The sequence below is a fragment of the Microcoleus sp. Pol10D4 genome (assembly GCF_036701555.1).
Classification (GTDB): domain Bacteria; phylum Cyanobacteriota; class Cyanobacteriia; order Cyanobacteriales; family Microcoleaceae; genus Microcoleus.
Genome location: NZ_JAUBRA010000093.1, coordinates 1 through 21,929 on the forward strand (window position 1 = coordinate 1; position 21,929 = coordinate 21,929).

21 protein-coding genes are annotated in these 21,929 nt (G+C 46.3%); 13 read left to right on the top strand and 8 right to left on the bottom strand.

From position 1 onward, the window contains the following. Positions 1-2: 2 nt before the first annotated feature. The 3 genes from QUA36_RS28465 to QUA36_RS28475 all read right to left on the bottom strand — a co-directional run bounded on the left by QUA36_RS28465 (position 3) and on the right by QUA36_RS28475 (position 1,486). A complete protein-coding gene (locus QUA36_RS28465; RefSeq protein WP_333459847.1) occupies positions 3-203 on the bottom strand; it encodes a hypothetical protein in 201 nt (66 codons plus the stop codon). A gap of 34 nt (positions 204-237) precedes the next feature. Then, a complete protein-coding gene (locus QUA36_RS28470; protein WP_333167347.1) occupies positions 238-1,056 on the bottom strand; it encodes a carbohydrate ABC transporter permease in 819 nt (272 codons plus the stop codon). Between the two features lie 244 nt (positions 1,057-1,300). Further along, positions 1,301-1,486 carry a hypothetical protein gene (locus tag QUA36_RS28475; protein ID WP_333167319.1) on the bottom strand — a complete coding sequence of 62 codons (186 nt, stop codon included), beginning with the start codon at positions 1,484-1,486 and terminating at the stop codon, positions 1,301-1,303. Positions 1,487-1,550: 64 nt separating this feature from the next. Between QUA36_RS28475 and QUA36_RS28480 the strand changes: the two genes are divergently transcribed. The 8 genes from QUA36_RS28480 (at position 1,551) to rdgB (ending at position 9,769) form a co-directional block, all read left to right on the top strand. Further along, positions 1,551-2,243 carry an aldehyde oxygenase (deformylating) gene (locus QUA36_RS28480; RefSeq protein WP_333459848.1) on the top strand — a complete coding sequence of 231 codons (693 nt, stop codon included), beginning with the start codon at positions 1,551-1,553 and terminating at the stop codon, positions 2,241-2,243. Positions 2,244-2,392: 149 nt separating this feature from the next. Further along, entirely contained in the window at positions 2,393-3,418 is a 1,026-nt protein-coding gene (locus tag QUA36_RS28485; RefSeq protein ID WP_333051513.1) for a long-chain acyl-[acyl-carrier-protein] reductase, read from the top strand. Positions 3,419-3,673: 255 nt separating this feature from the next. Continuing rightward, a complete protein-coding gene (gene accA, locus QUA36_RS28490; protein WP_333051515.1) occupies positions 3,674-4,654 on the top strand; it encodes an acetyl-CoA carboxylase carboxyl transferase subunit alpha in 981 nt (326 codons plus the stop codon). Between the two features lie 241 nt (positions 4,655-4,895). After that, complete coding sequence (locus tag QUA36_RS28495; RefSeq protein WP_333051517.1) at positions 4,896-5,621, top strand: SDR family oxidoreductase; 726 nt, start codon at positions 4,896-4,898, stop codon at positions 5,619-5,621. Between the two features lie 218 nt (positions 5,622-5,839). Then, a complete protein-coding gene (gene folE, locus QUA36_RS28500) occupies positions 5,840-6,574 on the top strand; it encodes a GTP cyclohydrolase I FolE (RefSeq protein WP_333051519.1) in 735 nt (244 codons plus the stop codon). A gap of 244 nt (positions 6,575-6,818) precedes the next feature. Beyond that, on the top strand, positions 6,819-8,246 hold the full coding sequence (locus QUA36_RS28505) for a phosphoglucomutase/phosphomannomutase family protein (RefSeq protein ID WP_333459849.1): 1,428 nt from the start codon (positions 6,819-6,821) through the stop codon (positions 8,244-8,246). 299 nt (positions 8,247-8,545) lie between these two features. Further along, the gene (locus QUA36_RS28510) at positions 8,546-9,166 is read left to right on the top strand and encodes a hypothetical protein (protein ID WP_333459850.1); all 621 of its coding nucleotides are present in this window, start codon (positions 8,546-8,548) and stop codon (positions 9,164-9,166) included. A gap of 15 nt (positions 9,167-9,181) precedes the next feature. Then, complete coding sequence (gene rdgB / locus QUA36_RS28515) at positions 9,182-9,769, top strand: RdgB/HAM1 family non-canonical purine NTP pyrophosphatase (protein ID WP_333459851.1); 588 nt, start codon at positions 9,182-9,184, stop codon at positions 9,767-9,769. Between the two features lie 147 nt (positions 9,770-9,916). Here rdgB and QUA36_RS28520 read toward each other — a convergent pair whose 3' ends face one another. After that, positions 9,917-10,255 (bottom strand): P-II family nitrogen regulator, encoded by a 339-nt coding sequence (locus tag QUA36_RS28520; RefSeq protein ID WP_006633346.1) that lies wholly within the window; start codon positions 10,253-10,255, stop codon positions 9,917-9,919. A 350-nt stretch (positions 10,256-10,605) separates the two neighbouring features. On the opposite strand from QUA36_RS28520, the gene QUA36_RS28525 reads away from it, so the two are divergent. Both QUA36_RS28525 and ilvB read left to right on the top strand, forming a co-directional pair. Beyond that, a complete protein-coding gene (locus QUA36_RS28525) occupies positions 10,606-11,904 on the top strand; it encodes an MFS transporter (RefSeq protein ID WP_333214397.1) in 1,299 nt (432 codons plus the stop codon). Positions 11,905-12,538: 634 nt separating this feature from the next. Then, complete coding sequence (ilvB, locus tag QUA36_RS28530; protein WP_333226710.1) at positions 12,539-14,374, top strand: biosynthetic-type acetolactate synthase large subunit; 1,836 nt, start codon at positions 12,539-12,541, stop codon at positions 14,372-14,374. A gap of 385 nt (positions 14,375-14,759) precedes the next feature. On the opposite strand, the gene QUA36_RS28535 is transcribed toward ilvB, so the two are convergent. Together QUA36_RS28535 and QUA36_RS28540 are read right to left on the bottom strand one after the other, a co-directional pair. Beyond that, the gene (locus QUA36_RS28535; RefSeq protein ID WP_333459852.1) at positions 14,760-15,830 is read right to left on the bottom strand and encodes a hypothetical protein; all 1,071 of its coding nucleotides are present in this window, start codon (positions 15,828-15,830) and stop codon (positions 14,760-14,762) included. Positions 15,831-15,933: 103 nt separating this feature from the next. Further along, positions 15,934-16,341 (bottom strand): hypothetical protein, encoded by a 408-nt coding sequence (locus tag QUA36_RS28540; RefSeq protein WP_333226714.1) that lies wholly within the window; start codon positions 16,339-16,341, stop codon positions 15,934-15,936. Positions 16,342-16,970: 629 nt separating this feature from the next. Here QUA36_RS28540 and QUA36_RS28545 point away from each other — a divergent pair. Further along, positions 16,971-18,245 (top strand): FGGY-family carbohydrate kinase, encoded by a 1,275-nt coding sequence (locus QUA36_RS28545; RefSeq protein ID WP_333226716.1) that lies wholly within the window; start codon positions 16,971-16,973, stop codon positions 18,243-18,245. Between the two features lie 89 nt (positions 18,246-18,334). Here QUA36_RS28545 and pcrA read toward each other — a convergent pair whose 3' ends face one another. Both pcrA and QUA36_RS28555 read right to left on the bottom strand, forming a co-directional pair. Further along, positions 18,335-20,701: a DNA helicase PcrA gene (gene pcrA, locus QUA36_RS28550; protein ID WP_333459853.1), complete on the bottom strand. Its 2,367-nt coding sequence runs from the start codon at positions 20,699-20,701 to the stop codon at positions 18,335-18,337. Between the two features lie 210 nt (positions 20,702-20,911). Further along, positions 20,912-21,295, bottom strand: a complete 384-nt coding sequence (locus QUA36_RS28555; protein ID WP_333459854.1) for a YkvA family protein — start codon at positions 21,293-21,295, stop codon at positions 20,912-20,914. A 181-nt stretch (positions 21,296-21,476) separates the two neighbouring features. Here QUA36_RS28555 and QUA36_RS28560 point away from each other — a divergent pair, with 181 nt between their 5' ends. After that, positions 21,477-21,569 (top strand): hypothetical protein, encoded by a 93-nt coding sequence (locus QUA36_RS28560; RefSeq protein WP_333168498.1) that lies wholly within the window; start codon positions 21,477-21,479, stop codon positions 21,567-21,569. A 71-nt stretch (positions 21,570-21,640) separates the two neighbouring features. Then, positions 21,641-21,766 (top strand): hypothetical protein, encoded by a 126-nt coding sequence (locus QUA36_RS28565; protein ID WP_333459855.1) that lies wholly within the window; start codon positions 21,641-21,643, stop codon positions 21,764-21,766. Positions 21,767-21,929 lie beyond the last annotated feature (163 nt).

A 21,929-nucleotide genomic window follows, 5' to 3' on the forward strand; every position in this document is an offset into this window, starting at 1 on the left:
CCTCATTGTAGTTTTTTTTCCATGATTATGGGATGTTTGGTTTCACCCTTTTTTAATTCGCCAACAGTCTCTTTCAATCGCCGAGTGACTACAAACTCGCATCTTGCACCAATGTCAGCAACAGGCTTTCCGGCCTGTTCCACAAGAACATTTAGTATTTGTGGAACAGGCCCGAAAGCCTGTTCTTGAGAATGGTTCAACATCTGACTACAAACTTAATTGCCAAGCATCTCCCACTCAATTCTTAATCCCCGTCGCCGCAATCCCGCGTATAAACTGTCGTTGACCGGCCAAAAACAGCAACACCACCGGCACTGTGCCAATTACCACCGCCGCCATCAACAACTGCCAACTGCTAGTAAACTGTTCCTGAAACTCAGCCAGAACCAACTGCACAGTCCGCAACTCCGGCCGCGTCGTAAACACCAGCGGCTTAAACAAATCGTTCCACTCCCCGATAAACGTAAACAAAAACAGCGTCACCAAAGCAGGGCGGGCCAAAGGTAACATCACCTGCCATAAAACCTGCCAGCGGTTAGCCCCATCCAGCATTGCCGCCTCCTCTAACTCCACGGGAACCGTCATAAAATACTGGCGCAGCAGAAAAATCCCAAAACCATTAGCAGCCGTCGGCAAAATCAGCGCCCCGTAAGTATTCAGCAGATGACCCCACTTCAAAACCAAGAAAATGGGAATCACCAAAAGCTGAAACGGAATTACCAGCGTTGCCAAAACCCCCAAAACTAGGGCCTGTCGCCCGCGAAACTTCAGCCTGGCCAAAGCATAACCGGCCAAAGCAGAAGTCACAATCTGAAAACCCGTCACTGCGATCGCCACTAGAGTAGAATTAAGGAATGCCAACAAAAAATTGCCCCGTCGCCAAGCCTCCTGATAGTTCGCAAAAGTCAGGCCTGTGGCCTTGACACCGACACCAGATGGTGATAAGGAAACCCAAAATACAGCAGCCAGTGGCAGCAGCACCAGCGCAGCACCCGCCAGCAACAAAATAAAACTCAGCAGTTCCAGCGCTTGAGACCTGTCAAAGGATTTACCCATAAATTTGTGAATTAACCTAAAATAATAAGCCTGTGAGGTTCTCCAACCCGATCGCATCCCAGATTCCCATACAACAACATAATAGTCGTAGAGGGAAAGAAGGAGTACCTAGGGAGGAAGTTGTGATTAGGATATAATGTTATAGATAGAGTTGGTACTGTAAAACCCTGAAAGGTGGAGACATAGACCGTATTTCTATCATCTATTTCCGGGCAAAAGATCGACTAACGACTAATTCAAGTAATTAGTAAATAGATAGCATTCTAGCGATAGTCTTTCTGGAGTGTTCGACGGCAAAAGTCCGGCAAACACGCGCTCGGACGCCAGTTTTTCCCGGAACGTCAAAGAAAAGTTCTTTGGCGAAAGCATCCTCAGCTATAATCTGTGATTTAGATGGGGTGCGTTCAAAATAAGTAAAGTGTACTGTCACTGACCCCCCATTTTAAAGGGGTTTCCAAACATCCCGCAAGCTTATATAAGGAGACTACATATCTATGCCCCAGCTTGAGGCCAGCCCAACAATTGACTTTCAAACCGAAACTTACAAAGATGCTTACAGCCGCATCAACGCCATTGTGATTGAAGGCGAACAAGAAGCTCACGATAATTACCTGACACTGGCCGAACTGTTGGCGGACAAAAAAGCAGAGTTAGTTGGCTTGTCCAAGATGGAGAACCGCCACATGAAGGGCTTCCAAGCTTGTGGCCGGAATCTTAAAGTCACGCCGGACATGGCATTTGCCAAAGAGTTCTTTTCGGATTTGCACAGAAACTTCCAGACGGCCGCGGCCGAAGGTCAGATTGTAACTTGCTTGTTGATTCAATCGCTAATTATCGAGTGTTTTGCGATCGCAGCTTACAACATCTACATCCCCGTCGCCGATGACTTTGCTCGCAAAATCACCGAAGGCGTCGTCAAAGAAGAATACAGCCACCTCAACTTTGGGGAAGTCTGGCTGCAAGCTCACTTTGAGGAATCCAAAGCCGAACTCGAAGCCGCCAACCGCCAAAACCTGCCCATCATCTGGAGACTGCTAAACTCTGTCGCAGACGATGCCCGCGTCTTGGGAATGGAAAAAGACGCTTTAATCGAAGACTTTATGATTGCCTACGGCGAAGCCCTAGGTAACATTGGCTTTAACAACCGCGATATCATGCGGATGTCAGCACAAGGCCTCGCAGCCTAGTTAATTCGGAAATAAGGAATGGGAAAAAAATTAAAAATTAAAAATTAAAAATGGGATAACTCATTTGAAAATATAAATTTTTAATCTTCCCATCTTCCATTTTTCATCTTTCATCTTCCACCTTCCATCTTCCTTCATTTGACAACTTAATGTTTGGTCTAATCGGTCACTTAACCAGCTTAGAACACGCCCAATCAGTAGCTAACGAGCTGGGCTATCCAGAATATGCCGATCAAGGTCTCGATTTTTGGTGCAGCGCACCGCCCCAAATAGTTGATCAGATCACGGTAACAAGCATCACTGGACAAAAAATAGAAGGGCGCTATGTGGAGTCCTGTTTTCTGCCAGAAATGCTAGCCACTCGCCGGATTAAAGCAGCCACTCGCAAAATCCTTAATGCGATGGCACACGCTCAAAAAAACGGGATTAACATCACTGCTTTAGGCGGCTTTTCTTCGATCATTTTTGAGACTTTCAACTTGCAGCAAATTAAGCAAATTCGCAATCTCAAGTTGGAGTTCGAGCGCTTCACCACTGGTAACACTCACACGGCTTACATCCTCTGCCGCCAAGTAGAAGAAGCAGCCCCTAAATTGGGGATTGAACTTTCAAAAGCCACTGTAGCCGTTTGCGGTGCTACTGGCGATATTGGCAGTGCGGTGTGTCGCTGGCTCAATGTTAAAACAAATGTAGCAGAATTGTTGCTGATTGCCCGCGACAAAGAACGATTGCAAGATTTGCAATCGGAATTGGGGCGAGGCAAAATCATGGATTTGGAAGAAGCCCTGCCCCAAGCGGATATTGTAGTCTGGGTAGCCAGTATGCCCAAGGGAGTAGAAATTGACCCTAAAACATTGAAGCAACCATGTTTATTGATTGACGGTGGCTATCCGAAAAATTTGGCAACTCAGGTTCAGCATCCCGGAATTTACGTGCTCAATGGCGGCATTGTGGAGCATTCCCTCGATATTGAGTGGAAAATCATGAAGATTGTCAATATGGATGTGCCGGGCCGACAGTTGTTTGCCTGTTTTGCTGAATCAATGCTGCTGGAATTTGAAAAAATGTATACCAATTTTTCTTGGGGACGGAATCAAATTACTGTGGAAAAGATGGAGCAAATCGGTCATATTTCTGTCAAGCACGGTTTCAGACCTTTATTAATGTCAGTTTGATGTTAAAAGTCAACTGTTAAATTTGAAAATTTAATAGTTGACTTTTTATTTGGCATCAGAATAATATTTTTCGGAGTGCAGCGCTAGCTTCCGGCTCGCGCTATATGATAATGATGATGTGACCAAATTTGATCTCATACAAAATTTAAAATTCAAAACTTCCAAATTTCCTCTCTTTTTCAGCATCCCCTGACAGGGTAGGATCGGGAAATAGTCGATCGACTTTCACCTTAAAACCTTATAGAAATTATCAGCGTGCCAAACCCAGACCGTAAACCCTTACTCTTAGATTTTGAAAAGCCCCTGGCCGAACTCGAAACCCGAATTCACCAGATTCGCGAACTCGCCGCCGAAAACAGCGTCGATGTCACCGACGAAATTCGCAAACTCGAAGCGCGTTCCGCCCAACTGCGACAAGAAATTTTCAGCAGCTTGTCCCCCATGCAGCGGCTGCAACTGGCCCGTCACCCGCGCCGCCCCAGCACCCTCGATTACATTCAGGCAATTAGCGACGAGTGGCTCGAGCTTCACGGCGATCGGCGCGGCGGAGACGACCCGGCCCTCGTCGGCGGAATTGCCCGCATAGACGGGCGTCCCACAGTCATCATCGGCCATCAAAAAGGGCGCGACACAAAAGACAATATCGCCCGCAACTTCGGCATGGCTGCTCCCGGCGGCTACCGCAAAGCCCTGCGCTTGATGGAACACGCCGATCGCTTCTCCATGCCAATTTTCACCTTTATCGACACTCCGGGGGCTTGGGCGGGCTTAGAAGCAGAACAGCTCGGACAGGGAGAGGCGATCGCCTGTAACCTCCGCGAGATGTTTCGCCTCGACGTTCCCATTATTTGCACCGTCATCGGCGAAGGCGGATCCGGCGGCGCATTGGGTATCGGCGTCGGCGAGCGGCTGTTAATGTTAGAACATTCCGTCTACACCGTCGCCACCCCCGAAGCTTGCGCGGCGATTCTCTGGAAAGACTCCGGTAAAGCTAACTTGGCCGCAGAAGCTCTCAAAATCACTTCCTGGGATTTGAAAAACCTCGGCATTCTCGATCAAATAGTACCAGAGCCGATCGGCGGCGCTCACTCGAATCCCCTCAAAGCTGCCTCCATACTCAAACAAGCTTTGTTAGAAAACTTAGCAGAACTAACCCAGCTTACGGGTCAGCAGCGACGCGAACTCCGGTATCAAAAATTTCGCCACATCGGTGTATTCACTGAAATTGCGGCTTGAGCCGATCGATTCAGAGTTATCAGTTATGAGTTAAAAATTCTTAACTTTAAACTCATAACTCACAGCTCATTATTCTGCGGATCTGTCAGCAGTGTTATAATTTCTCAGGTGACACGGCTTAACAGTTCTTAATGTTTATCTCATAATTAACTGTTATCACCCGCAGCAGACAGTTGTCTAATTTGCCGATGAAGGCTGCAACGCTGTAGGGAGTTGCCGAGGGAAAGTATTAGGACATTGAATGAACCATCCAACAACAAAGCAGGCTCTGATTACCGGAGCCAGCAGCGGTATTGGCAAAGCGACGGCTCTAGCGTTCGCCGCCGAAGGCATAAATCTGGCCTTAGTTAGCCGAGAGTCGGAAAACTTAGAAGCCGTTGCCGCAGCGGCCCGAGCAGTCGGAGTGAAAGCAGAAGCTTATCCCTTAGACTTGGCAAAAATTGAGCAAGTGCAAAGCAGCATCAGCGCGATCGCAGCTCAATTGGGTGCCGTAGATATCCTGGTAAACAGCGCTGGCATGGGCTACACCGGCTCCTTGACGGAAACTTCCCTAACCGACTGGCAAAGCGTTCTAGACCTCAATCTGACTAGCGTTTGGCAGTGCATTTTAGGAGTTTTGCCCTCAATGCGCGATCGCCGATCGGGAATCATCATCAACGTTTCCTCGATCGCCGGCACCCAAACCTTCCCCAACTGGGGAGCCTACTGCGTTAGCAAATTTGGTCTCATGGCTTTGTCTAAAACCTTAGCCGCCGAAGAACGGGCTCACGGAATTCGCGTAACAGCAATCTGTCCGGGTTCTGTCAACACTCCTATGTGGGACACAGACACCGTGGACGCCGACTTCGATCGCAGCGCCATGTTAACCCCAGAAATCGTCGCCCAATCAATTCTGCACGCAGTTCAGTTACCAGCGAGTGCAGTAATTGAAGAAATCACGCTCATGTCCAACGCAGGAGTTTTGTGAACTTGAGATTTTAGACTGCTGGATTTTTCTCGAATTCAACAATCTTTGAATCTCTAGCTATAGCGGTTCTCAGATAAATGAGGTATACAGAAACCCTGTAATGTCAAGCTTTCCAGGTCAAAATTCGTACCTCACATTTTTGAGAAAGGCTATATATCCCCCAATCGAAAATCGAAAATCGAAAATCGAAAATCGATTCACCCTCACACCAACTTGTTATGACAATTGCATCTTCCGCCGATTCCAATGGGTCGAACTCTCTCTCGACTGACAGCATGAAACTGTTACAAACCGCAGACAACAACACCCCGCGCATCCCAACTCGACCCGATCGCAATTCCTCCCACGGTCAAGAATCCAGCGTGCCCAAACCATCAGAAGTAGGCATGGAAGAAATGATGGAGGCTGTTCGCACAATGCTGCTGGGAGTAGGAGAAGATCCTGAACGGGAAGGATTGCTCAAAACCCCAAAACGGGTAGCAGAAGCAATGCGGTTTCTCACCAGCGGTTACAGTCAATCCCTAGAAGAACTCCTCAACGGCGCTATCTTTGACGAAGGCCACAACGAAATGGTACTGGTACGAGACATCAGCGTATTCAGTATGTGCGAACACCATATGCTGCCGTTTATGGGTAGAGTTCATGTCGCTTACATTCCCAACCAAAAAGTAGTGGGATTGAGTAAATTAGCCCGAATTGCTGAAATGTACAGCCGCCGATTGCAGGTGCAAGAACGTTTGACACGCCAGATTGCTGAAGCAGTTCAGACAATATTGGAACCGCAGGGAGTAGCTGTAGTAATGGAAGCCAGCCATATGTGCATGACGATGCGGGGTGTGCAAAAACCTGGTGCTTGGACGGTTACGAGTGCCATGTTGGGCGTGTTTCAAGAGGAACAGAAAACTCGCGAAGAATTCCTGAATTTGATCCGCCACCAACCGGCATTCTTTTAGTCATTAGTTATTAGTCATTAGTCATTAGTCATTAGTCATTCACTTTTTTCTTGGTGGCTGTAATCAAGCATGAGGTCCAGAAACCGGGTTTTTTTTACGATATATTTCGTTACGCACCGTAAATTCGGTAAAAAACCCGGTTTCTTTGTCGGAGTGCGTCCAGGACCGATCTAAAATCTAAAATCGGATGACGATCGACTGATAAACCCATAAAATAGACGGGTGACTCATGACTTGTGACTAAATGAATCCTCCTATCAAATTCGGTACAGATGGCTGGCGCGGCATCATTGCTGACGATTTTACATTCGATCGCGTAGCGTTAGTCGCTCCCTTAGCGGCACAAGTTCTCGCACAAACCGGCAGCAGCGATGGCAGCAGCGGTACCGTAATTGTCGGTTACGACCGCCGATTTCTGGCTGAAGAATTTGCCTTCACAGCGGCTGTTGCCGTCCAAAACGCAGGATTTGACGTGCTGCTGAGCGAATCCTACGCCCCCACTCCAGCTTTCAGTTTAGCTGCCAAACAATTAAATGCTTTGGGTGCGATCGTCCTGACAGCCAGCCACAATCCCGGTGCATATTTAGGGTTAAAAGTCAAGGGCGGATTTGGCGGTTCAGTTTCGCCCGAAGTTACTCAACAGATAGAAGCAAAACTCGAAAATCCGGCGGCAATTTCAGCAACTCCCGGCAAATTGGATAATTTCAATCCTTGGCCAGCTTACTGCAAAACCTTGCGGGAAATGGTAGATATTGAGGCGATTAAAGAAGCGATCGCCAGCGGCAAAATTACAGTATTTGTAGATGTAATGCACGGGGCCGCAGCAGGAGGACTAGCTCAAATTTTAGAAGAAACAGTACATGAAGTCAACAGCGATCGAGATCCGCTGTTTGGTGGCGGTGCACCGGAACCTTTGCCGCGCTACCTGTCGCAGTTATTTCGGGTGATGCGTACTCACCAGCGAAAAAGTTCTGGTTTGTCCATTGGATTTGTATTTGACGGAGATAGCGATCGAATTGCAGCCGTTGACTCTAGCGGCAACTTCCTCAGTTCACAAATCCTAGTTCCCATCTTAATCGAACATTTAGCTTCACGGCGCGGCTGGACCGGGGAAGTCATCAAAACAGTCAGCGGTTCAGACATAATTCCTAAAATTGCCAAGCTGTACGACTTGCCATTATTTGAAACGCCGATCGGTTACAAGTATATAGCCGATCGAATGTTAACCACCCAAGTCTTAGTCGGCGGCGAAGAATCAGGAGGAATTGGCTACGGTACGCACATTCCCGAACGAGATGCTTTGCTGTCAGCGCTGTACTTGTTAGAAGCAGTTGTCAAATCCGGGGAAGACTTAAGCGAAATTTACAGCCGACTGCAACAAGAAACAAGCTTTACTTCAGCTTATGACAGAATCGACTTGCACTTAGCAAACATGGAAGAAAGGTCGCGTTTGCTGTCCCTGCTGCAAAATCAACCCTTAACAGAAATCGCCGGCAAAGCAGTTGTAGATTGCAACAAAGTTGACGGATATAAATTCCGTTTAGCCGACGGAAGTTGGCTGTTAATTCGGTTTAGCGGAACCGAACCAGTGTTGCGGCTGTATTCAGAAGCCGCGACATTGAAAGAAGTTATGCAAAACTTAAACTGGGCGAAAGCTTGGGCGCATAATTAATCGAAGTTTTCAGCCGCAGATAAACGCAGACAAACGCGGATAAATTGATATCAAATCTCTATTTCTCTGTGTCCTCTGCGCCCTCTGCGGTTAAAATAATCTTCTTCATAAATAGAATCGTATTGCCGTAGCAATCCTCCCATCAATTGTGAACTATTTCTCTTCTCTTATCTTCTCTTACTTCGCGTCCTAGCGCTTACGCGCGGCTTCGCCTAACGCGCCTTCGCGGTTCGTAAAAAAAGTCTTACTCCCCAATGAAACACTATTGCTATATCAGATAAATTTTAGGATAAAAGCAAATGGAATACAGCGATTTCAGCCTTGCGAGAGTCAAAAAAGATTTTGGATTAACTTTAGATGAAAGTCGCAATTTATTTGCCGAGACAAAACCAGTTTCACCCTCAGAAATTTCAACCACAATCCTGATTGATTATGTACCGCTAGCCACTTTTATTTCCACAGAAAAAGCTCGCTCAGAATTTTTAATTGCCCCGATATTAGCAGAAGTTCGGCGATTGTTAAATAAACGAGTTTCTCTTTTTTCCGGTAAGGATTTTACTGTCGATCCAGAAAGAGGTTTGCAAGGATTTTGCGATTATATTATTAGCGGTTCTTCAGAACAATTGTTTATCAGTGCTCCGGTTATAACAATTTTTGAGGCAAAAAAGGAAGATATCATTGGCGGTTTGGGTCAATGCGTGGCCGCAATGGTAGCGGCTCAATGTTTCAATCAAAACCAAGACACTGAGGTCGATCGCATTTACGGTTCAGTGACGACTGGCACTAACTGGAAGTTCTTAATTTTGGAGGAAACTATTGTTTATATCGATCCGATTGAATACTATATTAAAGATGTTGATAAGATTTTGGGAATTTTGTTGCAACCATTTTCCCAATCTTTTGTTAATATGGAGCCGTAAGTTTTAAGAGAAATAATGACCGATCGCAAATTGCTAGTTGTAGCTACGGGCAATCCGGGTAAACTCAAGGAAATGCAAGTTTATCTTCAGGATTTGGGGTGGGAATTGGAACTCAAACCGGAAGAGTTGGAAATCGAGGAAACAGGCGAAACTTTTATCGCTAATGCTTGCTTGAAGGCGTCTGAAGTGGCAAAAGCCACGGGCAAATGGTCGATCGCGGATGATTCTGGTTTAATGGTAGATGCACTCGACGGCCAACCGGGCATTTACTCCGCGCGCTACGGGAAAACCGATGCTGACAGGATCGATCGACTTCTCAAAGAATTGGGTAGCGAACAAAACCGGGAAGCACAATTTGTTTGCGCGATCGCGATCGCCCGTCCCGACGGTACAATTGCCTTGCAAGTAGAAGGAATTTGCCGAGGCGAAATCCTTCACACTCCTCGCGGCACGGGAGGTTTCGGATATGATCCCATTTTCTACGTACCCGCACAGCAACAGACTTTTGCCGAAATGACACCGGATATCAAGCGATCGCACTCTCACCGCGGCCGAGCCTTCCAGGCTCTCATACCACAAATGGCGAACCTTGTCAACCCATAATGAATAAAAAAGCCAAAACAGAGGGTAACTGTGGCATTGGATATTGACACTTAGGTATGAAAACTAAACAGGAAAGAGGTTTTTCGTTGGCAATGATTAGTTACCAATGCCCAATGCCCAATGCCCAATGCCCAATGCCCCAGTATCTTAGATAGCCTCCAAGTTCTTTTCTCCAGTCCGAATCCGAATAATTTGTTCTACAGGAGAGATGAAAATCTTGCCGTCGCCAATCTCGCCCGTGCGGGAAGCCGCGATAATTTTATCAACCACCATGTCAACCTGATCGTTTTCCACAACAATCTCGACCTTGAGCTTTTGCAAGAACTCAACGGTGTACTCAGAACCGCGATAGCGTTCTGTCATGCCCTTCTGACGGCCAAAACCTCTAACTTCAGAAACAGTCATCCCCACAATACCAGCATTGACGAGTGCGATTTTCACTTCGTCTAGTTTAAAGGGGCGAATAATAGCTTCAACCTTTTTCAAGTTTTTCACTCCTAACAGTTAGTACCTTCGTTATATTACTTAAATCGCGTGACATCTTTTAATATCACTGCTAGTATTAAGTATTTTGTAAAATATACTACCTTATTTTGTACTCGCGATGAGAGGCACGCCAATCTTTAACAATATTCTCCCATTGGCCCGAGGCGCGGGCTCTCCGCTCCGATAGATCGCGGTAGAGTGAAAAAGACCCAAGCCCTCCGCCACGGATCTGCTAAAACAGAAAAAGAACGCAGGAGACAGGAGTTTTCCGAGTTTCCGCTTTGCTATGTCAGATTTGCACATATTGCTGAAAACTATAATTGCCAGAGGCGGTCAGTTAAACTATTCCTATGCACCCAGCCAGCCCTCCCCCTGACCGCAGCGGGCTTGATGCCCTACTGAGAAATCGCCCCTTCCTCGCCTTGTGGACGGGCCAGTTATTGGCCCAAGTGGCGGATAAAATTTTTTATGTATTGCTGATTATTCTGCTGAAAACCGGCGACTACCGACCCTGGCCAGTTTCTTGGCAACATTCGGAAAATTCAATGCTGTCAGCAGTGATGATCGCCTACACCGTGCCAGCGATCGTCTTTGGTTCCGTAGCCGGTATCGTGGTAGACCGCTTTTCCAAAAAGCAAATGCTGATCGCCTGCAACGTGATTCGAGCCGGGTTGATTATAGCTTTGCCGTTTTTGCCCAAAGCTTTTGTGGTTTTGCTGACGATGACGTTTTTGATCTCTACCGTAACGCAATTTTTTGCTCCGGCAGAGCAGGCGGCAATCCCCCTGGCCGTGGGGCGAGAGGGACTGATGTCAGCAAATGCGCTGTTCGCCTCGTCCACAATGGGCGGGATTATTGTCGGGATGACGATCGGCGAACCGCTGTTTAGTTGGGTCAAACACAGTTTTGGAGCAGCTTCTCAAGAGTTTTTGCTGGGCGGGTTGTACCTGATATCTGCAGGTTTGATCTATGCCATGCGGATCAAAGAAAGTCATGCCGGCAGCAGTGGCAAAAACGTCCATCCTTGGCAAGATCTCAAAGAAGGTTTGCGCTATTTGAAACACAATCACCTTGTCAGCAACGCGATGGTGCAGTTGACGATTTTGTATTCGGTGTTTGCAGCGCTTCAGGTGCTGGCGATCGCACTTTCAGGCAAAATAGGTCTCAAAGAAACTCAATTTGGCTTTTTGCTCGCTGCTGCGGGAATTGGAATGGTCTTCGGTGCAGCCTTTTTGGGACACTGGGGTCATCGAATGCACCACAAACCTCTGCCTTTAATCGGTTTCTTGATGATGGGTTTTGTATTAGCAATGTTTGCCTTTACTCGACAGTTATGGGTGGGATTCGGATTGAGCGCTTTGTTCGGTTTTGGTGCTTCCTTAATTAACGGCCCGATGCAAGCTCTGATTCAAGAAAAAACTCCAGAATCTATGCGGGGCAAAGTCTTTGGATTTGAGAACAATGCGATTAATATTGCTCTGAGCCTGCCTTTAGCGATTACTGGCCCTCTGACGGATGCTGTCAGCAAAGCAGTCGGCTCGGATGACGTCGGCTTGCGGATCGTGTTGCTGAGTTTGGGCTTTTTGGTTTCGGTGATGGGAATGGCAGCTTGGAAACATACTCGCAAAGTCTTGCAGGATGTTCTGTAAACTTTGCAAAGAAGGAAGTTCGGCAACGGATTGTGTAACGGATGTAACGGATGTCAGGAATAAGGAATAAAGAATAAGGAAGAAGGAAGATAGAAGAGGGGAGGGGTGTCAACTTAACGTCAAATGTAGTACCGATCTACTGTTTGACGATGATTGTCCAGATCCCCTGAGAGTTGGGGGAACCGGAGCATTCTCTTTAGTTTCCCTTCCTAACGGGAATGGGAGGGGGAGCGATACTCGCGTCTAAACAAGATTTATCAACGGTTTTAGGCTAGTGTTGACACCTATGGTAAGAGGGAAGATGGCTTTCTTTTCGCGATCGATCGATAACATAGCAACCGCCCTGATGATTAGGACGTTCTTAATTGCTGAAACGATGGTTTTTCTTGTCGAAGGCCGCAGAACGAATGCTATACAAGCGTCATATAGCGGTACACCGACATAGAGGCCGCTATTTCCTCTGTTTCTTTTCTTCCTCTGCTGTTCCACAATGTCTCGATCGGGCGAACCCTCTGCGATCGCGAAATCTTTTGTAAAATCTCACCACTTAAATTTTCATAGTTTCATTAATTGAGATTAAAGTAGTATAAAAGCTTTCATTAAAAATCATAATTAGTTTAAGGAAGGAAATTCTGTGCAACTAAAAACTAAAGTGACCATCAGACGTGCAACTGGTGGATTTGCTCTGATTGACAGCTTGATCCGCCACGGCGTCAAGCATATTTTTGGTTATCCGGGCGGCGCAATTCTGCCGCTTTACGACGAACTCTACCGCGCTGAAGAAACCGGCGTTATCAAACATATTCTGGTGCGGCACGAGCAAGGTGCTGCTCACGCGGCCGACGGATACGCCCGCGCTACCGGACAAGTTGGGGTTTGTTTTGCTACTTCGGGCCCCGGCGCAACTAATTTGGTAACGGGGATTGCGACAGCCCACATGGATTCGATCCCGATGGTAATTATTACCGGTCAGGTGGCCCGTCCAGCGATCGGCACTGATGCGTTTCAGGAAACAGATATTTACGGGATTACCCTGCCAATTGTCAAGCATTCCTATGTAGTGCGCGACCCCAGAGATATGGCGCGAATTGTGGCAGAAGCTTTCCACATCGCCAGTACAGGGCGACCGGGGCCTGTGTTGGTTGATGTACCCAAGGATGTGGGTTTAGAAGAATTTGACTATCTGCCCGTGGAACCCGGAGCAGTGAGAATTCCGGGCTACCGGCCGACGGTGAAGGGAAATCCCCGCCAGATTAATCAAGCGATTCATTTGCTGAAGGAAGCAAAACGTCCTTTGCTTTATGTGGGCGGCGGGGCGATCGCGGCGGGGGCCCACGAAGAAATTAAGGAACTGGCCGAACTTTTCCAATTGCCGGTCACGACAACGCTGATGGGCAAAGGTTCCTTTGACGAAAACCATCCTTTGTCGGTGAAAATGCTGGGGATGCACGGCACTGCTTACGCTAATTTTGCCGTTACCGAGTGCGATTTGCTGATTGCTGTGGGGGCCAGGTTTGACGATCGCGTGACGGGCAAATTAGACGAGTTTGCCGCGCGGGCTAAGGTGATTCACATCGATATCGACCCGGCGGAAGTAGGCAAAACTCGCGGCCCTGACGTGCCGATTGTCGGAGATGTCCGGCAAGTTTTGATTGATTTGCTGCGTCGCTGTCGGGAAACAGGAGTTTCGGGGAAGGCCGGACAGACTGCGGAATGGCTGCACAGGATCGATCGGTGGAAACAGGACTATCCGTTAGTTGTGCCTCATTACCCAGACATCTTGTCTCCGCAAGAGGTGATTTCGGAGTTGGCTACTCAAGCGCCGGATGCTTACTACACAACAGATGTCGGTCAACATCAAATGTGGTCGGCTCAATTTTTGAACAACGGGCCGCGTCGCTGGATTTCGAGCGCTGGTTTGGGCACGATGGGTTACGGGGTGCCGGCTGCTATGGGCGCGAAAATGGCGCTACCCGATGAGCAAGTGATTTGTATTGCTGGCGATGCTAGCGTGCAAATGAATATTCAAGAATTGGGAACACTAGCGCAATACGGCATTAATGTCAAGATTGTGATTGTAAATAATGGCTGGCAAGGCATGGTGCGGCAGTGGCAGCAGGCGTTCTACGGCGAGCGTTATTCTTCCTCGAATATGACTGTGGGGATGCCGGATTTTGTGATGCTGGCTGAAGCTTACGGGGTGAGAGGGATGCTGGTTTCGCGGCCGGAGGAACTCAAAGATGCGATCGCTCAAATGCTCGCTCACGACGGCCCGGTGCTGATGAACGTGAAGGTGACGAGGGACGAAAACTGCTATCCGATGGTTGTTCCAGGTAAGAGCAACGCTCAAATGGTTGGTTTGCCCGATCGTAGCAAGTTGCAATCTGCGGAGTTGGTTTATTGTCCGAGTTGCGGCGCTAAGAATGTTTCGACGAATAACTTTTGTCCTGAGTGCGGGACAAAAGTTTAACTAGGGACACGGCAATGCCTTGTTTGGCAGGGGTTTAAACCCCTGCCGATGTTTCGGGTTAAGCGGTTTTTCGGGTTAAGTTGACACGATGAAAGGCAAGGCCATGTCGTTACCCGGCTCTGCTGTTGGGCGTTACTAATTTACGCTATGAAAGCCTAAATATGCAAGTCATAGAAACCAGTATCCACAAAGCTTCTGGATTTTTAACTGATTTTTTTCATACCCTGATTAAGCAAAGTCCAATATTTGGTCTTTGGCTGTGTTGCTTCACGATAAACTCAATACGTTGGCGATCGTAGTCGTTGAGTGCGAGCGTCACCTGAATAAATCTGCGAGCACATCCTTAGACTGCAGACTGTCAATACCATTGAATCACCTTTCGCTTTCAAGTCGAGTATAAATTTGCGTTAAGTAAACGTCTTTTTAATCCCGTGCGACTACTATATTGAGCATAAAGTTGTTTCAGCCGTGTTGAAAAATTAGCTTGTTGGTTTTGATAATCCGCTAAGTCTCGGAGTTTTAAAAGTAACGGCACTACTTCATCGTAAGATTTAGAAGTTCCTTTTTGAATAAGAGCCTCTACATCTTCCCAAGCAGCCGTTTCTCGCTGAGCCAAAGCTTCCAATTCTTTGACTCGTAAAGCTTCAGTTGCCTGTTCTTTTTTGCGATCGCTCTTTTTTTGTTCCTGTTCAGCGCTTTCTAAAAGTTGTCTAATTGTTCGTTCTCCTATACTTACATCTTGCATAACCTCCATCATTTGTGATAATTTTTTACGCAATTCAAAGGACAGATTAGCTTCTCCTTTGGCTAACCGCAGTAAAAAGGTATCGCTTTCCGAACGATCGAGTTTTTTTATAGCTGCTTTTAGGCTCTTTTCTGAAATAGAAGGTTTAGCAGCACTCGCAGTTGTTGCCACCTTTAGCAGATGCTCATTCAATTCAAAAGCACTTATAAAAGCCTCTAACGATGAAGATAACTTACCCAATCCAGGAGGAACAGGTGGCTCTAAGTCTTCTTCATTGAGTTCATCAATATCAAGATAGCTAATCGCTTTCAGCCAAGCCAGATAAAGTAAACGATGATCTCCCTGCAAAATTTCCTGGCGCAAACCTATCAAAGAGGATAGATTTCCTTCTCCCTCTATCCACCCAAAACCTTCTTCGTCCTCCATAGAAATTTCTAAAATGACAAAATTATTAATTTCAGAAACAACAATCATATCTTCAATGCAATATTTCTGCATCCGTTCAACATCAATCAGACTTTTGGGAAAACGAAACATTAGTTGTAATGTTCCCCAATTAGCCATGTAAAACATGGCATCGAAGTATTGGACTAATAGGTCTTTTGGGTTGCCTCGAAAATCTCCATAGCTATAAGTAAATATCGCCCTAGCAGAACTTAGTTGTACGCGACTAGAGAGTAGGCTGACTGCTTCTTGTTCAGCTTTAGTCAACGGTCGATCGATGGTTTGAAACTCGTAGTATTGATATTCGCTCATAAAAATACATGGTAAGTGGGAAACTTCCAGTTTTTAGACCTGAGAGGGTCATTTTGGGTTACTGCAAATACATGGCAGAAATGGCAAAAGCTTGTTCAGGAGTACCGTAGAAACTGCCATTATTGAACATACAAAGCTCATATTTTTCATTGCTGTAGGTGTAAAAACCCAGACTCCAAGATTCTGCATCGCCAAAGTAGCGCAGCCGACACAGATGAATGGGACTATTTCGCATTCGTTCTAGATATTCCTCGCGAGATACGGGAAAGTCTTTGGGTGGAAAATCTGGAGGGCAATCAGGTTCTTTATAGGCATCAATGTAACAAAACTGACTGCGAAAGCGGATCTCTAGGCGAGTGTACTTGCCAGCGTAGTTAGCTGCAGCATAATCGAGAACACGCTGCTTTACCTGTTGTTGAACGGCTGGAGGGATTTTAACTCCGCCTGAATTTGGATCATTTTTCACCCAAGGGGACATTTAACTGCTCCGATACGCTACTGACAGAGTTAGTCTAATTGACTTGCCACGTTTAGTTGCTAACATTTAATTAAACTTTAGATTTAAGTTGCTCAAGCTATAGCTTGAGCTAACTCCAACGAACCTGTACCTGTAACTAAAACCGATCAATATACCTCTCGCGCTTATCTATCGACTCGACTAAGCCAACTAGCGCGAAAAACCGAATCTTTATTACCCGCTGCCTCCACTTCAAATAATCTTGCCGATGCCGTTCATTCAAAGCTATTGCCAAAGATTTGGCATCAGAACAAATCCCGGTGTTGCTTAATCAGAGGATGAAAAAAATCCGTTTAAAATCTAGAAGCTTTGTGGATACTGGTTTCTACGACTTGTATCTTGAGCTTTTATTACTCTAAATCAGCAACGCCAATAGAGTTTACGATGGAATCTGTAGAATACCTAAAACTTCTCAGACTTAGCGATCGCACCTTAGACAATTATCCATTATTTAAATAATAAGCCAAAGAGCAGATAAATCCTGAGATTGTCGCCGCAGAAGATGAATTAGAAATAACCATAAGATGCAAATAAACTTTGTGGTTTACTCAAAATAGGAAAATTCGCGGGAGTTGCAAATGAATCTTTTTTTGGGAATAGATTTCGGCACCACGGGCGCGCGATCGACTGTCATAGACTCCCAGGGTAGAATACATTGTGAGACTGAATATACTTTTGCTAACAAGGGGCAACAACAGCCTGAATTGCCCTCGGTTTGGCAAAATGCGCTGTGGGATGTGATCGAGCAAATTCCCCCAACAATCCGCAATCAGGTAAGGGCGATCGCCATTGACGGTACATCCTCCACTGTCATGCTGTGCAATACCGACGGTATACCAGTATGCGAGCCGATTTTATACAATGATGGGCGCGGTGCAGCGGTGACAGAGAAGTTGCGGGCGATCGCGCCGGATAACCACACAGTATTGAGCGCTACATCGAGTCTGGCAAAACTCCTGTGGTTGCAGGAGGGCGGGCAGGGGGGCACCGCCCCTACAGTTTTCCTGCATCAAGCTGACTGGCTGGCATTTCTCCTGCACGGAAAATTGGGAATTAGCGACTATCACAATGCTTTGAAACTCGGTTTCGATGTTGATACTTTGTGCTATCCGAATTGGCTGGTAGAGGGAATTGCGGGCGCTGCAACGCCTGAATTGCCGCAAGTTGTCGCACCGGGAACGCCTGTGGGGGAAGTGAGATCTCAAGTGGGCGATCGCTTCGGTTTTCCCCGCGATTGTATAATCTGTGCTGGTACAACTGATAGCATTGCAGCATTTTTAGCAAGCGGTGTGAATTTACCAGGGGAAGCAGTAACTTCTCTCGGTTCTACACTAGCAGTCAAACTGTTAAGTCATACCCGCGTAGATGATTCTAGATACGGGATTTACAGTCACAAATTAGGGGATTTGTGGTTAGTTGGAGGTGCTTCTAATACCGGAGGTGCCGTGCTGCGACACTTTTTTACTGATGTGGAGTTGGAGAATTATAGCACACAAATTGATCCAGAACAAGAGAGTTTGCTGGATTATTACCCATTGTTGAAAAAGGGCGATCGCTTTCCGATTAATGACCCGAATTTGCCGCCCCGACTCGAACCGCGTCCTACTGATTCACTGGAATTTCTGCACGGTTTGCTAGAAAGCATAGCGCGGATTGAAGCGTGGGGATATCAATTATTGCAAGAATTGGGTGCAACTCCTTTGACAAAAGTTTATACTGCTGGCGGCGGGGCGAAAAATTCGGTTTGGAGTGCGATTAGAAAGCGTTATTTAAAAGTGTCTGTATTAACGCCGATTCATACTGCGGCTGCTTATGGGGCGGCGTTATTAGCAATGCGAAGTTTAACTGATTAGAGTTATTGCATAAATCTTGGATGGATAGGGAAACCGCAGATGTGTGCAGATTAACGCAGATTAACGCAGATGCTTAGCTATATTTTTACTTAAACTCGCTGCAACTTAGCTGTTCTCGGATCGATGATTTTTCTGCCCAAACCTGAAAACTTAATTGCCAGATTAGTTTTATCGCCTTCTCCCAAAACGTGGGTAATTTCTCCAACTCCAAAAGCATGATGAAAAACCCGATCGCCCGTTTGCCAATCCACCGATTGTCCATTGTTTCCCGCTTTAGAACTCGCAGAATTTGCTGCTGAATTATTAGTTTTTCCTTTAGATGCAGCCGTTTTCCCGGCTTTAGTTTTCTTCGCACTTCCAGCCAGCAAATGCGGCGGCAATTCTCCTAAGAATAGCGAAGGGGTGCAGTGTTCCCGGAAACCTCCCCAGAGGCGACGTTCGCGAGTGTGGGTGAGAAATAGCAATTCCTGGGCGCGAGTGATGCCGACGTAGCACAAACGGCGTTCTTCTTCGATCGCTTTTGGGTCGTCCAAACTGCGGAAATTGGGAAATAAACCCTGTTCCATCCCGACTAGAAATACCACGGGAAATTCTAATCCTTTTGCTGAGTGCAGCGTCATCAGCGACACGCGGGAATCTTCTTCCTGCAAGTCATCTAAATCGGATGCTAAAGATGCTTTTGCTAAAAATGATGTTAGCGTTGGTTCTTCGTTTTGTTCTTCAAATTGTAGCACCGCATTGTACAATTCTCTGACGTTTTCGATCCGATTTTCGGCTTCCTCTGTTCCTTGATTTTTCAAATCTTCAATGTAGCCTGAATCTTGGATAATTCCTTGGACAATTTGCGAAGCGGGCAGGGTTTCAACTTGCGATTGCCAACGACCAATCATTTCGGCAAACTTAATAATAGCTTTTGCCGATCGCCCTGCTAGAGTATTGACAGAAGATTCATCGCTGAGGATTTCCCACAACGGAATGCCTAACTGAGTTGCAGCGTCTTCGATTTTGGAAAATGTGGTATCCCCAATGCCGCGACGGGGAGTATTGATGATGCGTTTGAGGCTGACGCTATCGTCGGGATTGGCGAGCGCCCGCAGGTATGCTAGGATATCTTTGATTTCTTTGCGATCGTAAAACTTTAGACCGCCGACAATATTGTAGGCAATGTCTAAAAGCATTAACGCTTCTTCAAAGGATCGAGATTGAGCGTTTGTGCGGTAGAGAATCGCAAAGTTACTGCCGTTTTCGTATTCGGAGTTTTGGCGCTTCAAGGAATGAATTTGACCTGCTACAAATTCCGCTTCATCTAATTCGTTGTCGGCGCGCCAGACAACAATCGGAGCTCCCGGTTCGCGAGTCGGGCGCAGAATTTTTTCTATCCGTTCGGTATTGTGTTCGATCAAGTGGTTCGCGACTTGCAGGATGTTTTCGCGCGATCGATAATTTTCCTCTAATTTTACCATTGTTCGAGTTTTTTCGTCAGATAAACCATCTCCGAAATCCTCTTGAAATTCCAGCAAGATGGTATAATCTGCCATCCGAAAGCTGTAAATTGATTGATCGACATCGCCAACGACAAAAATCGAGCGGTTTTGCCATTTATTGAAGCTTTTCGGGTCGGCGTTATTTGTCACCAACATCCGAATCAAATCGTATTGAGTGCGGTTAGTATCTTGGTACTCGTCAACTAAAATATGGCAAAACTTTTTATGCCAGTAACTTAATACTTGATCGTTTTGGCTCAAAAGTTTAACTGGAACGAGGATTAAATCGTCAAAATCTAGGGCATTGTTTGCTGCTAAAGCGTCTTGGTATCGACTGTAAACATCGGCAATCACGCGACCTCGATAATCCGGTTCTGCGGCGTGGTATTCTTGAGGCGACAACCCTTTATTTTTAGCGTTGCTGATGACATAGCGGACTTTTCGTGGGTCAAATTTCTTGTCGTCGAGGTTCAGGGTTTTGGTAACAATTTGTTTGACGAGACTTTGAGCATCTGACTCATCAAAAATCGAAAAGTTTTTCTTCCACTGGCGGCCTTTTTCGTCTTGGTATTTTTCTATATCGTAGCGGAGAATGCGGCCGCACAAAGAGTGAAAAGTCCCCATCCAAATGTGTTTGGTAATTCTTTGGTAAATTTGCGATCGCAATTTTGTCTGCACATCCGGGGCTAAGTCTACCAAAGATTTGCCATATTCCGCTTCAGCTTGCTGAGTTGCCAGCAATTTCTCAATTCTTTCTTTCATCTCCCTGGCGGCTTTATTTGTAAATGTCACCGCCAGAATATTTTCTGGATCAACTCTATGGGTGCGAACTAAGTTAGCAACTCGGTAAGTTAGAGCTCGCGTTTTGCCGGAACCAGCGCCCGCTACTACTAACAGCGGCCCGTTATAATGGGCGACTGCTTGGCGCTGAGATGGGTTGAGGTGGCTGAGAAAATCAGTGGTTTGAGTCATAGCTAGAAAGTTAGTTTAATTTTTTAAGGGGGTAAATAATACTTGGTATGCGATACCGCGAGTTTTTTTAACGTAAGGTGCGCCTAGCGCACCCTATATTATAACTAGATAGGTGATTTTTTAAACTTTAAATATTTTTGGGTCAAACGAGTTGTTTAAGGTAAGGTGCTCGGCGCGCACCCTACACGATAACTATATAGGTGCTTCTTTTTAACGTTTAAATATTCGTATGAGCCAAATTGCTGCTAATATTCCCAAGCCAATCCAGATGGCAATAATTACAACAGCGGCAGCCCGATTTATAGGTTTTCCTCGCTCTATTTCTGCGGCTGCTTTTTCCCTACACTCGGCTAAAACCTGTGGCGGAATCATCTTGAGGACCAGCCAAATTCCCAAAGGTACAATTATCAAATCGTCCAAGTAGCCCAGAACTGGTATGAAGTCAGGAATTAAGTCGATCGGGCTAAAAGCGTAGGCCACCGTAAGCCCTGCTAAAATTCTGGCGTACCAAGGTACTCTCTGGTCTGTACTGGCTAAATAAACGGCGTAAGTCTCTTTTTTAAGTCGGCGGGCAGCTTGTTTTAACGATTGCATATTTGAAAGTTTTACACTATTCAATAGTCCACACTATTTTTAAGCAGCGAAAGTACCATAATACACGGCTGAAGGAAGGTTAGAATGATTTAAAATAAAATCCCAGTCTAAATCTGACTTGTCAATAAAAATATCGGTATGCTGTCGTAATCTCATTTATGAGATTGGGACGCAAGCAGGATTGACCCAACAGCAACTTGCAGATCGCATTGGGTCAAAACAGTCGGTGATTGCACGGCTTGAAGATGCGGAGTATGAGGGACACTCGCTTTAAATGCTGCAAAAAATTGCCCGTGCGCTCAATCAGTGATTGGAGATTCATTTGATTGATTGCGATCGCCCTTGATGAAAATCACACTGAGCAGCGTAGTGCGTAAATTGGGAAATGAGTGTACGCGATCGCCACCCAAAATAAGAAGGCGATCGCCCCTTCACCCATTCCCTCAAAGGCGATCGCCCAACCTCGCATGATATAGCAGTTGCTTCAGGGGAACTCATCGGGAAGCATGGAACCAATCCTTGGAACTCCCAACCCAAAGCATCCCATAAAAATAATATCTAATACCATTTTTTTAAAGATGTGATAGAGATAAAGAATGTAAAATCCAAGACCATCCGGTGAGAAAACCAATGA